The sequence below is a fragment of the Pyxidicoccus sp. M15 genome (assembly GCF_056858435.1).
The window spans coordinates 4,740,628-4,754,343 of sequence record NZ_CM166495.1; the positions used below are offsets into that span (position 1 = coordinate 4,740,628).

Sequence of the window (13,716 nt, forward strand, 5' to 3'; positions counted from 1 at the left end):
ACACTCCGCCCCCCTCTGATGCGCGCCTATCTCCTCACCGCCGCGCTGCTGCTCGTGTCGTGCGATACCGACCCCGAGCCGCGGCCTCCGCCGTCCACCCGCCTCGTCTACCCGAGTGGCCTCGCCTTCTGGCGCCCTGATGGTGGCCCGTCCACCAACGGGTACCTCTACGTGGCGAGCGCCAACTTCGACAAGTGCTACGACTCCGGCGCGGTGGCCGCGCTGGACCTGGATGCGATGGGGGTCCGCCCGTTCGGCGCGCCCTTCACCCGCTCGGTCGAGGAGGACCGTGGGACGCTCCTCGAGAACCTGGGCGTCGGCGCACAGTCGTATGTGCAGATCGACAGCTTCGCGGGCGAGATGGCCCTCTGGGCCCCTCCCGGCCGCGGCCCGCGCCTGTTCGTCCCGTCCCGCGCCGAGGGCAGCTTCCTGCACGCCATCGACGTGGCGGAGGACGGCCTCGGCCTGACGTGCGTGCAGGGCGGCGGAAGCGACTGCCGCGCCGACGCGCTGTCCCTCCTCGACGTGCCGGGCGCCACGGACGGAATCCCGGCGGCGCCGGGCCCGGTGGGCGTCACCGTGGAGCGCACCAACCCGGACTCCCGCGTCTGGGTGACCCACTCGGAAATCGTGGGGCCGGAGGAGTCGGGCCGGGAGGTCGAGTTCCAGTCGTACCTCGTCAACCTCCCCGCGGCGGACCCCACCCAGGGCGCGCTGGGCGTGGGCAACTTCGCGCCGCTGGGCACCAACGGCCGGCTGGCTGGCGCCGCGAACTCCGCGGCCCTCGGCGGCCGGTACGTGTACGTCTCCGGACGCAACTCCTCGTCCACCCAGCTCGGGGCGCTGGCCGCGCGCTTCATCCTTCGGCTGGTGGACCGCAACTCGACGGACCGCGTGCTGGAGAGCGACGTGGAGCTGGTCTACTCCGTGCGCGAGGCGCGCGGTGTCGCGGTCGTGCAGCGCCCCTCCGCGACGGACCCCACGGTGCTGGACCCGAACCGCGAGCGCGTCTACCTGCTGGCGCGCGGGCCGGACACCCTGCTGGTGATGGACGTGGAGAACGCGCTCCAGGAGCTCCCGACGATTCGCGTCGTCAGCGCGCTGCCGCTCCCCGAGGGCTCCTCCGAGGTGGAGGTCATTCCCAGGACCGTGGGCCGCGGCAACATCGTCGCGGTGACGGGCAGTGGTGACGAGGCCGTCGCCCTCTTCGACGAGGAGGTGGGCCAGCTCGTCGCCCAGGTGCTGGTGGGAGAGCAGGACCCGAGCCAGCCCGCCCAGCCCTTCGGCCTGGCGGCGGACGTGCGCGGCAACGCGGCGCGCCTCTTCGCGAGCACCTTCGGCGACGGCCGCGTCGCCGTCATCGACATTCCCGACCTCGATAGGCCGCAGGACGCACGGATGGTGGCGCGGCTCGGCCCGCGCCAGCTGCGCGACCCGCGCCAGGGCACCAGCGTGTGCCAGGAGACCTCCCCTTGAAGCGCAGCGCTCACGTCCCCGGCGGCACACTCGCCGTCCTCCTCGCCCTCGCCGGGCTGTCCGGCGCCTGCTCCGACTCCAATGTCACCACCGGCATCGCCGGCCTGTCGGGCACGTATGACCTGGCCCTCTCCAACGACCTCATCTTCGTCACGTCCTCGGACGACGATGACCTGCGGGTGCTGGACCTGACGGCGGACCCGCGCGACTTCGTCCCCGCGCCCAACCCCCTGCAGGCACTGTCCGTCCCCGTGCTGGAGCGGCCGGACGCGCTCACCCGCGACGTGGGCTACGTCAACGGCGCCGACGTGTCGGGCCCGTATGTCTACGCGCGCAGCTCCGGCTCCCAGGAAATCTCCGTGGTGGCCGCGGAGCGCACCCGCCTCTCGGAGGTGGTCCGCCTGGTGACGGGGGGCCTCGTCACCGCCTTCGCCGCGCGTGCGCCGGCGGGGGAGGGCGCCCCCAGCGTGCTGTACTACGCGCTGCAGACGCCGCCCGCCGGAGTCACCTGCACCGCGGGCGTCGTCATGCGCCAGGAGCTGCCCGGCCCGGACGTGCTCACGGAAGAAACGCGTCCGGCCGCCGTGCCGGTGTTCTGCCTCAACCCGCGCGAGTCGGCGGCGGCGCTGCTGGTGATGCCGCAGGCGGGCCAGCTCGTGCTGGCCACGCGCAGCAACACCAACCTGCCCCCCGCGCTCCCCGGCCGCACGCTGCTGCTCACCGAGGCGGCGGCAGGCGGGCTCGCGAGCATCACGATGGACCTGACGGCCGGCTTCGACGGCGCCCCGGTGCGCCTGCTCGCCACGCACCCGCAGGTGACGCGTGTCGCCGACAACCCGGCGACGACGGACGTGAATGAAACGGAGATCCTCACCGCCGGCCAGTTCATCTACGGCGTGCGCGACGAGTCCGCGTGCGGGGCGAACCCGCAGTGCTCGGGCGTGCTGGCGGTGGAGTCCGCCACCGGCGCCCACGCCAAGGACCTCAGCGGCGCGCCGATGCTGCCCATCACCGTGTCGGGACTGCCCACGGGGCTGGCCATCGTCCCCGAGGGCAAGGTGCGGCTGGTGCTCACCAACGGCACCGGCGGCTTGGCCAGCGTGCCGCTGCTGGGCATCCTGCCGGCGTCCACCGGCGTCATCACCCTGTTCAACGCCAGCGACCGGCGCCTGTTCGACCTGAACCCGGACGGGGCCAGCGTCACCGTGGACCTCCGCAACGCGGCGGAGCAGGTCGTGGACCGCGGCGTCGCCAACGTCAACACGGTGGTGAACGTGGAGCAGACCGTGGAGTACGTGAACCCCACGGACCCCTCGCGCCGGGCCGTCCGCAAGACGCTCTTCGAGGGCTCGGTCATCGCCAGCACCTACCGCATCGTCTACCAGGGCTACTTCCCGACGATGGCGGCGCTGACCCGAAACCCGTCCGCCCCCGACTTCTTCGAGGTGGAGCAGCCCGCGGACCCCCGCCAGCGGGTCCAGGTGGGCGACATCATCGAGCTGCAGGGCGACGACGTGGTGTGCGACACGGACCTCGTGGTGACGGACGTGCAGCCCCCCGCCACCGCCGGCCGCGTCCGCCTGGTGGCCACCGCCTACCCCGAGGGGTGCGCCACGCTGCCGCGCTTCGGCGTGCGGGCCGGGGGCAGTCAGCCCTTCATCCTCATCAACGACTCCGGCACGCTGCTGGCCCGCGACATCACGGGCGAGACGGCCGAGTACCGGATTCCCACGAGCTACTACTTCCACCCGGCGGGCCTGCGCACCGCGACTGTCGACGTGGACGACGTGCCCGACGTGCCTCCCGCGGCCTGGACGGTGCCCGCCTTCCCGGAGACGCCGCCGGACATCATCATCCGGGTGGCCGTGCCCACGGTCGCCGGGCGGCTCACACGCGGAGACCGCTTCGTGGTGTCGCTGAACTCCGGCATCCGCACCCACACCTTCGGTGTGGACACCGCTTCCACGGGAGTGGGGTTGAATTTCTACACCCTGCCGGGCCCCGTGGTCGCCGCGCCGGGCTCGGATCTGGCCTACATCGCCTATCCTTCCGCGGACGGCATCCTCCAGGTGAACCTGGGGCTGGTGGTGGACAATGCGCTGAACGCCAGCGCGCTCAATCCCTTCGAGTAACTGGGCTCCCCCGGGGGGCTCTGCTATCGTCCGGGTCATCCTGAATCACCCGAGTCAAGACCGATGATCGATCAGAACTCCCGCCCCGCCCGCAAGGTCGGCATCGCCGACCACCTGTGGGAGACGTACGAAGAGATGGCCCAGCAGATGGGCTCGGATCGCGATGCGCTGATCAACCAGGCGCTTTTCATGTTCGCGCGCCTCAACGGCTTCATCGAGGTGAAGGCCCGGGGCGATGCGCCCGTGGCCGCCGCCCCCATGGCGGCGCCCTCGCGGCCGGCCCCCGTGGCCGCCGCGCCGGCTCCGGCCCGGGGCGCGCCCCCGGTGCTGGCCCCCGCGCCCAAGCCCGAGTCCACCCCCCAGCCCGCTCGTCCCGCCGGCCGCGGCGCCGCGCCCGTCGAGGACCGCGGCGCGTCCTCCAACGGCCTGGACAATGATCCGGTGCGCCGCGAGGTCGCCGAGCGCGTGCTGGAGACGGCCGCGGAGCTCGAGCGCCTCATCAAGGGCAAGAACGAGCCGCCTCCTCCCAACGACGACATGGTCGAGGACGAGGAGGAGCCGCTTCCCGAGCCCGAGGACCCGGCGATGGAGGACGAGCCCGCCGAGGAGGCCGAGGAGGAGCCCGCCGACGAGGTCGCCGAGGAGGAGGAGCCCGGCGCGCTGTACCTCGTCACCGAGGCCGGGGACCAGGAGCGCATCGTCAAGGACCGCTTCGTCATCGGCCGCGGCAAGCACTGCGACTTCGTCATCAACTCCGGCAAGGTGTCGCGCGAGCACGCCGTCATCGTCCACGAGGGCAATGACTGGATCATCGAGGACCTCGGGTCCTCCAACGGCACCTGGTACAACAAGCAGCGCATCAAGCGCCGGAAGATCGAAGACGGCGACGAGTACTTCATCTGCAGCGAGAAGATCCGTCTCATGGTGAGCTGAGCGCCGCACCACCCTCCAGGGCTTCCGGATGTTCGACAATTGACGGGCTCCGGCCTCGCTGGTTTGATACCGGACGGCCTGCCACGGATGGGACAGGCGATGGATGACGCCTGTTCAGATCGCGCTGTGGACGGTCCTTGGAGTGGCCCTGGTGATCTCGGTGGTGACGGATGTGCTGCGCCGGGAAATCCTGGATGCCGTCACCTATCCGCTGATGGCGGTGGCGCTGGGCGTGCGCCTGGCCACCGAGGGCTTCGGGGACCTGGAGCACGGGGTGCTCAGCGGGTTGGTGGCGGGAGCGGGGCTGGCGGTGCTGCTCCTGCCGGCGGCGCTGCGCGGGCGGATGGGGTGGGGTGACGTGAAGTTGATGGGCGGGGTGGGCGCGGTGCTGGGGTTCCCGGCGGTGCTGGCGGCCGCGGCCTTCATCTCGCTGGTGGGCGCGCTCCAGGCGGTGGTGACGCTGCTCTGGCAGGGCGCGGTATGGGACACGCTGGCGGCGGTGGTGCGGCGGTGGGCGGCGCGAGTGCGGCTGGCGAGCGCGGACGCGCAGCCGGCGACCCAGCGCCACATCCCCTACGGGGTGGCCATCGCGCTCGGTACTTTCTGGGCGCTGTGGTGGCAACACGGAAGCTGAAGCTTGAGTTCGCTTGGGACACTGGAAGGGGACACGGACGATGTTCACACGCTTCACGCATGCCGCGGCGCTGAGCGCCCTGGTCGCCCTGGTGGCCGGCGGCAGCGCCCTGGCGCAGGAGGGCAGCGCCGTCAGCCTCGGCGTCGGCTCCCAGAAGGTGCTCACCATCCCCGGACTGAGCCGCGTCGCGCTCGGCGACCCGACCATCGCCGAGGTCAAGACGCTCGGCTCCGGCCAGCTGCTCATCACCGGCCTCGGTGAGGGCAAGACGACGCTCCTCGTCTGGAAGACCTCCGGTCAGCGCGTCAGCTACCTCGTCGCCGTCCGCAAGCAGGACCCCAACGAGGTCATCTCCGAAATCAAGCGCCTGCTGGGCGAAATCGAAGGCGTCTCCGTCCGCATGGTGGGTGACCGCATCTACCTGGACGGTCAGGCCTACACCACGCAGGACGCGGACCGCATCAACGAGGTGGTCAGCCTCTATCCGAACGTGAAGTCGTTCGTGAAGATTGCCCCCAACGCCAAGAAGCTGGTGGCGCAGAACCTCAACGCGGCCTTCCAGAAGGCCGGCCTCAAGAATGTCCAGGCCAACGTGGTGGGCGCCACCATCTTCCTGGAGGGCTCCGTGGAGAGCCAGCAGGACCTCCAGAAGGCGGAGCTCATCACCAAGGCCATTGGCGAGAAGGTGGAGAACCTGCTCGTCGTCGGCATCAAGCGGATGATCCTCTCCGAGGTCCAGTTCGTCGAAATCCGCCGCAACAGCCGGGATCGCTACGGCATCCGCTACCCCACGGACATCTCCGGCACGGCCGCCGCCGCCGCCACCATCTCCCAGCAGCTGTTCCCCGGCACCTTCGGCGAGGGCGCGGGCACCATCGGCCTCAACGCGGGCGCCGACTTCTCCATCGGCTTCCAGGGCAACGACGGCTACGGCCGCCTGCTCGCCCAGCCCAAGCTGGTGTGCGCCAGCGGTGAGAAGGCCGAGTTCCTGGCCGGCGGCGAGGTGCCCATCCCCCTCATCACCAACAACCAGTTCTCGGTGGAGTACAAGAAGTACGGCGTCATCCTGAACCTGCGCCCCACCGCGGACCGCAACGGCAACATCCAGACGGAAATCGAGGCGGAGGCGTCGGAAATCGACGCGTCGGTGTCGGTGTCCTTCGGTGGCTCGTCCGCCATCCCCGGCTTCCGCACCCGCAAGGTGAAGACCAACGTCACCGTGCGCCACGGGGAGACCATCGTCCTGTCCGGCGTGTTCAGCCACGACGAGCAGAAGTCGGTGTCCAAGATTCCGGGCCTGGGTCACATCCCGATTGTGGGCGAGCTCTTCAAGAGCCGCGGGTTCGACTCGACCAAGCGCGAGCTGGTGATCTTCGTCACCCCGCGCATCGTCAACCCGGACTCGGACAAGGTCCGGACCATCATCGAGGACGTGAAGAGCCGCTACAAGCAGGCCCGGTCCGAGGTGAACTTCAACATCTTCGACTGAGTCCCAGGGGCCCCGGGGGCCCCCGTTCCTGGCTCCTCACGGGCCGGCTTCCTCCCCACCGGCAGGGGAGGGTGCCGGCCCGTCGCCTTGCGGGCAGGCATGCGACGGCGCCTGGAGCTTTGAGGACGAAGAGCCGCTTGCTAGCATCCGCCCCCACCATGTTTCTCATCACCCTCGCGGAAAAGGGCGGCGGGACCGAGCAGCGCGAGTACCACAAGAACGAAGTCACGATCGGCCGCCTGCCCGGCAACGACATCATCCTCGCGAAGGGAAACGTCTCCAAGTACCACTCGCGGATCGTCGCCAAGGACGGGAAGTTCATCATCGTGGACATGAAGTCCACGAACGGCACCTTCGTGAACGGCAAGAAGATTGCCGCGCCTCAGGTACTCAAGCCGGCGGACCAGGTCTCCATTGGCGACTACATCCTCAACGTCGAGGCCCTGGAGGACGAGGGCCCGGCGATGACGCGCGCCGGGGCCCCGGAGGACGAGGGCTACGACGACGGCGAGGAGCCGTACGAGGAAGAGGAGCAGTACGCCGAGGAGGAGGAGCCGTACGAGGAGGAGCCGGCGCCCGCCCCGGCGCCCGCGGCCGGCCGCATGCCCGCGTCCATGGCGTCCGCCATGGCGAAGAACAAGAAGAAGGTCGACCCGCGCATCGAGCGCTACACCCGGCTCCAGAAGGAGATCCACGACCGGCTCATCGAGTACCTCGATTTGCGCCGCATGGACATGGACCGGCTCGGGGACGACGAGCTGTGGCGCCGCACCGAGAAGGCCATCCGCGACATCATCGACCAGATGGAGGCGGACGGAGAGCTCCCGGAGGACGTGGACCGGGAGGAGCTGCTCACCGACGTCATCAACGAGGCGCTGGGCCTGGGGCCCCTCGAGGCGTTCCTCGCGTCGGATGAGATCAGCGAGATCATGGTGAACCACGCCAACCAGATCTACATCGAGCGCAAGGGCAAGCTGACGCTGGCGGAGAAGACCTTCTCCTCCAACCAGGCGGTGCTCGGCGTCATCGAGCGCATCGTCGCGCCCATCGGCCGGCGCATCGACGAGTCCAGCCCGCTGGTGGACGCGCGCCTCAAGGACGGCAGCCGCGTCAACGCCATCATCCCCCCGCTGGCGCTCAAGGGGCCGTGCATCACCATCCGCAAGTTCAAGAAGGACTCGCTGAAGATCCAGGACCTGGTGAAGTACAAGACGCTCACCGCGCAGATGGCCGAGTTCCTGGAGATGTGCGTGAAGGCCCGGCGCAACATCGTCATCTCCGGCGGCACCGGCTCCGGGAAGACGACGACGCTGAACATCATCAGCTCCTTCATCCCCGACGGTGAGCGCATCATCACCGTGGAGGACGCCGCCGAGCTGCAGCTGCCGCAGGACCACTGGGTGCAGCTGGAGAGCCGCCCGCCCAACCTCGAGGGCAAGGGCTCCATCACCATCCGCGACCTGGTGAAGAACTGCCTGCGCATGCGTCCGGACCGCATCGTCGTGGGCGAGTGCCGCTCCGGCGAGACGCTGGACATGCTCCAGGCGATGAACACGGGCCATGACGGCTCGCTCACCACGCTGCACGCCAACACGCCGCGAGACGCCATTGCCCGGCTGGAGACCATGGTGCTGATGTCCGGCATGGAGCTGCCGGTGAAGGCCATCCGCGAACAGATTGCGAGCGCGGTGCACATGATCGTGCAGCAGACGCGCTTCTCCGACGGCACGCGGAAGATCTGCTACGTCACCGAGGTGTCGGGCATGGAGGTGGACATCGTCACCCTCCAGGACATCTTCTATTACAAGCAGGATGGCTTCACGGAGGACCACAAGGTCCGGGGCCGCTTCGTCGCGTCCGGTTTCGTACCGAAGTTCTACGACGAGCTGCAGCGCAAGGGCATCCCCGTCAACATGAGCATCTTCCGGGAGGATTGACGCGTCATGCCCACCCTGGTCGTCCGTCTCCCCGACGGCTCCGAGAACGAACACGAAATCACTGGCGAGCTGAAGCTGGGCCGTCAGGCGGGCAATGACCTCCTGCTCACCGAGGGCGGGGTGTCACGCAACCACGCCCGGGTCTTCGAGGACGGCGGCACCGTCTTCATCGAGGACCTGGGCAGCGCCAACGGCACCTTCGTGGACGGTGAGCGCATCGCGGACCCCACGCCGCTCACCCCGCAGTCGGAGGTGGTGCTGGGGGACTACACGCTGCGGCTCAAGGTCGCGGCGGCGCCCTCGCGCTCCGGTTCGCGCAAGGCGGCGAAGGCCGCGCCTCCCCCCGCCGAGGAGATGCCGGTGGGCTCGGAGGGCAGCGGCGCGCGCGCCACGCGGGCCCTGCCGAGCATGAAGGCGAGGCCGCCCGCGGGTGCGCCTCCGCCGAAGCGGCCCGCCAGGCCCGCGAAGCCGGCCGGTGCCGCGGTGGAGGGCGGCGCCGCGGGCGGTGGCGCGGGCCCCATGCTCAAGGGGCTGGTGGGCCCGTGGGCCGGCCGGACGTACCCCCTCAAGGGCAAGGTGCTGGTGGGGCGGCAGCCTCCGGCGCTGGTGATGCTGGAGGACGACTCGGTCAGCCGGCGGCACGCGGAGCTGGAGGCGACGGCGCTCGGCGTGACGGTGAAGGACCTGGGCAGCGCCAACGGCACGCTGCTCAACGGCGAGCCGCTGGGGACGGAGCCGGTGGACCTGCAGCCGGGCGACCAGCTCCAGTTCGGCGTGGTGGAGCTGGCCTTCGAAGCCGAGGAGGTGGCGCTGGCCGCTCCGGCGCGGCGGGGCTCGGGTCCCATCCCCACGCGGCGCGGCGGGGCCGCGGCGGCGCCTTCGGAGCTGGAAGGGGCGCCCCCGAACCGCAAGAAGCTGATGATGGTGGCCGGCGGCGTGGTGGGCCTGCTGGTGGTGGCGGCGGTGGTGAAGGTGGCCATGCCGGGCGCGGGGCCGGTGGACCCGGTGGTGGACCCGGCGGGACCGGCGGTGGACCCGGCGGAGCAGATTCAAGCGCTGCTCAGCGAGTGCCGCTCCTACGCGTCCAACGAGCTGGGCTCGCCCAACTGGACCCGCGCGGAGGAGACCTGCACCAAGGCGCTGGACCTGGACCCCATCCACCCCGAGGCCAACACCCTCATCCGGCGCATCAAGCTGGAGAAGGAGTCCTTCGAGCAGTACTCGGCGGGTGAGAAGGCGCTCCAGCGCCTCAAGCCGGACGAGGCGCTCGAGGCCTTCAGCAAGATTCCGAAGGAGAGCGAGTACTTCCGCCGTGGCAAGAGCAAGGCGCGCGAGGCGGCCGAGCAAGTCACGAAGCGGGCGCTGGACGACTGCAAGCGCTACCTGGGCAACGCGCAGTGGAGCGCCGCGGTGCCGCGCTGCCAGCAGTACATGGCCGTCTGGTGCCAGGGGCAGCCGCGGGAGAACATGGAGCCGCCGCTGGGCTACACCGTGAAGCTGGAGGGCCGGCTGCGCCGCAACGAGTGGCGACCCAAGGACTCGCTCTTCGTGCGCTTCCTCGTCGCGCGCTACCGGTTGGACCCCAACGCGGCGCCGTGGTCGTGCCCGGTGACGGAAATCATCGGCCCGGACGAGACGACCGCGGATCCTCGCTCCGTGGTGGAGGCCGAGGTGAAGAAGCGCTTCGGCCACAAGCTGATGCATGCGGCGATGATGGACTACTGGGCCGGTCGCGGCAGCGAGGCGCTGGCCACCCTGCAGAAGCTGCGCTCCAACTACGAGGCGGCGGCGTTCCATGCCCAGGCCGACGAGCTGATTCGCATCATGTCCACGGTGGATCAGCTCTTCAAGAATGGCGAGACGTTCCTCGCCGGGGACGACCCGGAGAAGGCCGCCGAGCCCTTCCGCGAGGCGCTGCAGGTGGACAAGGAGCTGATGCTGGACCTGGCCGAGTCCAAGCCGTCCTTCTACCGGCGCAACATCCTCCAGGACATGGCGGAGAAGTCCTACCAGCGGGGTAGGGAGTGGGCGGACCGGCAGGACCGGCGCCGGGCGTGCCGCGTGTGGAAGCTGGGCTTCGGCTTCTACGCGGGCAACCCGGACCTGAACAAGGCGGCGGCCTTCTGCTCGAGCCTCGCGTCGGATGCGCTGCGGGACGCGGGCGGCTGCCCGGACCTCGCCGCGGTGCTGGACTACGCCGTCAAGGGCGACGGGGTGGCGGAGAAGGTGGACGAGAAGAAGAAGGAGTGGAGCTGCCCCTGACGCGACATGGACAGGGGCGGACGGGCGCGCTAGGCACGGGGCCATGGCCGACACCAGCCCCTCGCGCTCCGCGCCCACCCTGGTCCTCATCGACGCGTCCGGCTTCATCTTCCGCGCCTACCACGCGATTCCGCCCCTCACGACGAGCAAGGGCGTGCCCACCAACGCCGTGCTGGGCTTCACCCGCATGGTGCTCAAGGGGCTGCGGGAGCTGAGCCCCACGCACGTCGCGCTCGCCTTCGACAAGGAGAGCCGCACGGAGCGGCAGAAGATAGACCCCAACTACAAGGCCAACCGCGAGGGCCCTCCCGAGGACCTGGTGCCGCAGTTCGCGCTCATCCGCCGGGTGGTGGAGGCGCTCAACCTGCCGGTGCTGGAGATGGCCGGCTGGGAGGCGGACGACGTCATCGGCACGCTGGCGGTGAAGGCGAAGGCCGAGGGCTTCTGCGTCCAGGTCGTCACCGGCGACAAGGACTTCGTGCAGATTGTCGAGCCGGACGTGCGCCTGTTCGACCCGATGAAGGAGACGCACACCGGGCCGGACGAGGTGAAGGCGAAGCTGGGAATCGAGCCCCGGCAGATGCGCGACTACCTGGCCCTCATCGGTGACGCGGTGGACAACGTCGCCAAGGTGCCGGGCATCGGCCCGAAGACGGCCACCGAGCTCATCCAGCAGTTCGGCGACGTGGAGACGCTGCTGTCGAAGCTGGACGAGGTGAAGAAGCCGAAGATTCGCGACGCCATCGCCGCGCACCGCGAGAGCCTGCTGCGCGCCAAGCAGCTCGTCACCTTCAAGACGGACCTGCCGCTGGACGTGAAGATGGCGGACCTGGCCCGCAAGCCGGTGGATTCGGCGAAGGCCCGCGAGCTCTTCACCGAGCTGGAGTTCTACGCGCTCATCAAGGACCTGCCGCAGCAGGGCCTGCCGGAGGCCGCGCCGAAGGAGAAGCCCGCGCCGCTGGCCGCCGAGCACAAGCTGGTGGGCACCGACGCGGAGCTGCAGGCGCTGGCGGACGCGGTGCGCGCGGCGGGCACCGTCAGCCTCATCCCCGCGTACGAGGGCATGCCCTTCGCCGCGAAGCTGGTGGGCCTGGGCGTCGCGTTGCCGGACGCGAGCACGTACTACGTGCCGCTGCGCCATGGTCTGCTCGGCGCCACGCAGGTGAAGCCGGAGTCCTTCACGGCCGCGCTCAAGGCCTCACTGGAGGACGCGGCGGTGAAGAAGGGCGGGCACGACCTCAAGGCGCTCACCCTCGTGCTCGCCAACGAGGGAATCACCTTGCGCGGCGGCCACGACGACGTGGAGCTGCTCAGCTACCTGCTCAACCCGTCCCGCCGGGAGCACGCGCTGGCGGACCTGGCGCGCGAGCGGCTGCAGACGGAGCTGCCCGCGCTGCCGCCCGCGGCCGAGGGCAAGCGGGGCAAGAAGGACAGGGCGCTGGCGGACCACACCGTGGAGGAGGTGGCCGCGGGCTTCGCCATCCGCGCGGAGGCGGCGCGGCGGCTGGCGCCGGAGCTGTGGAAGGAGCTGCAGGCGGCGAGCCTGGCGGAGCTGGCGAGGGATTTGGAGCTGCCGCTGCTGCCGATTCTGGCGCGGATGGAGCAGCGGGGCGTGAAGCTGGACACCACCGAGCTGGCCCGCATCTCCGTGAAGGTGGACGCCGCCGTCGAGGGGCAGGTGAAGGAGGTCTACAAACACGCCGGGCGCGAGTTCAACATCGGCTCCAACCCGCAGCTGGTGGAGGTGCTCTTCTCGCCCCAGCCGGAAGGGCTGGGGCTGCCCATCATCAAGAAGGGCAAGACGGGCCCGTCCGCGGACATGGAGGTGCTGGAGAAGCTCTCCGAGGAGCACCCGCTGCCGGCCGCCATCATCGAGTACCGCAGCCTCACCAAGCTGAAGAGCACCTACCTGGACACGCTGCCCACGCTGGTGGCGGCCGACGGGCGCATCCACACCACCTACCACCAGGCGGCCACCGCGACGGGGCGCCTGTCCTCCACCGACCCCAATCTCCAGAACATCCCCGTGCGCACCGAGCTGGGCCGCGAAATCCGCCGCGCCTTCGTGGCGGCGGAAGGGCACCAGCTGGTCAGCGCGGACTACAGCCAGGTGGAGCTGCGGCTGTTGGCTCACATCGCGGAGGACCCGGTCCTCATCGACGCCTTCCTCAACGACCAGGACATCCACACCCGCACGGCGGCGGAAGTCTTCGGCGTGCCCCCGGAGCAGGTGGACCGCGAGCAGCGCCGCAGGGCGAAGATGGTCAACTTCGGCATCGCCTACGGCCTGTCACCGCACGGCCTGTCCGCGCGGCTGGGGATTCCGCAGGAGGAGGCGCGCGACATCATCGAGCGCTACTTCACGCGCTACGCCGGCATCCACCGCTACCTGCGGGAGACGGTGGATACCGCCCGCAAGACGGGCTACGTGGAGACGCTCTACGGGCGCCGCCGGTACATGCCGGACCTGAACTCGAAGAACCGCGGCGTGGCACAGGCCGCCGAGCGCGCCGCCATCAACATGCCGATTCAGGGCACCGCCGCGGACCTCATCAAGAAGGCGATGCTGGTGGTGGACGCGGCGCTGCGCGAAGAGGGGCTGCGCACCGTCATGCTGTTGCAGGTGCACGACGAACTGCTCTTCGAGGCACCCGACGCCGAGGTGGAGCGGGTGAAGGCCCTGGCGATGAAGGGCATGTCCTCGGTGGCGCAGCTGAAGGTGCCGCTCAAGGTGGACGTGGGCGCGGGCCGGAGCTGGGCGGACGCGCACTGACGCGCGGCGTGCCCCAAAAAATACGGGAGGAGCGCCCACCCCCGTAGGCGCCCCTCCCGCGTCCCTGCTCCCCACCCGGG

The 13,716-nt window shown here is 70.1% G+C and carries 8 protein-coding genes; all 8 read left to right on the top strand.

Annotated elements, in window-relative coordinates:
- Positions 1 to 18 precede the first annotated feature (18 nt).
- The 8 genes from ACX9TP_RS17965 to polA all read left to right on the top strand — a co-directional run bounded on the left by ACX9TP_RS17965 (position 19) and on the right by polA (position 13,636).
- Positions 19 to 1,476, top strand: coding sequence for a YncE family protein (locus tag ACX9TP_RS17965; protein ID WP_482980946.1), 1,458 nt, complete (start codon positions 19 to 21; stop codon positions 1,474 to 1,476).
- The gene (locus ACX9TP_RS17970; RefSeq protein ID WP_482980947.1) at positions 1,473 to 3,608 is read left to right on the top strand and encodes a hypothetical protein; all 2,136 of its coding nucleotides are present in this window, start codon (positions 1,473 to 1,475) and stop codon (positions 3,606 to 3,608) included. The genes ACX9TP_RS17965 and ACX9TP_RS17970 overlap by 4 nt, the downstream gene beginning before the upstream one ends.
- A gap of 63 nt (positions 3,609 to 3,671) precedes the next feature.
- Positions 3,672 to 4,541 (top strand): FHA domain-containing protein, encoded by an 870-nt coding sequence (locus tag ACX9TP_RS17975; protein ID WP_482980948.1) that lies wholly within the window; start codon positions 3,672 to 3,674, stop codon positions 4,539 to 4,541.
- Between the two features lie 103 nt (positions 4,542 to 4,644).
- The gene (locus ACX9TP_RS17980) at positions 4,645 to 5,175 is read left to right on the top strand and encodes an A24 family peptidase (RefSeq protein WP_482980949.1); all 531 of its coding nucleotides are present in this window, start codon (positions 4,645 to 4,647) and stop codon (positions 5,173 to 5,175) included.
- A 40-nt stretch (positions 5,176 to 5,215) separates the two neighbouring features.
- On the top strand, positions 5,216 to 6,664 hold the full coding sequence (locus tag ACX9TP_RS17985; protein WP_482980950.1) for a type II and III secretion system protein family protein: 1,449 nt from the start codon (positions 5,216 to 5,218) through the stop codon (positions 6,662 to 6,664).
- A gap of 158 nt (positions 6,665 to 6,822) precedes the next feature.
- Entirely contained in the window at positions 6,823 to 8,601 is a 1,779-nt protein-coding gene (locus tag ACX9TP_RS17990) for a TadA family conjugal transfer-associated ATPase (RefSeq protein ID WP_482980951.1), read from the top strand.
- 6 nt (positions 8,602 to 8,607) lie between these two features.
- A complete protein-coding gene (locus ACX9TP_RS17995) occupies positions 8,608 to 10,863 on the top strand; it encodes an FHA domain-containing protein (protein WP_482980952.1) in 2,256 nt (751 codons plus the stop codon).
- Between the two features lie 43 nt (positions 10,864 to 10,906).
- The gene (gene polA / locus ACX9TP_RS18000) at positions 10,907 to 13,636 is read left to right on the top strand and encodes a DNA polymerase I (RefSeq protein ID WP_482980953.1); all 2,730 of its coding nucleotides are present in this window, start codon (positions 10,907 to 10,909) and stop codon (positions 13,634 to 13,636) included.
- Positions 13,637 to 13,716 lie beyond the last annotated feature (80 nt).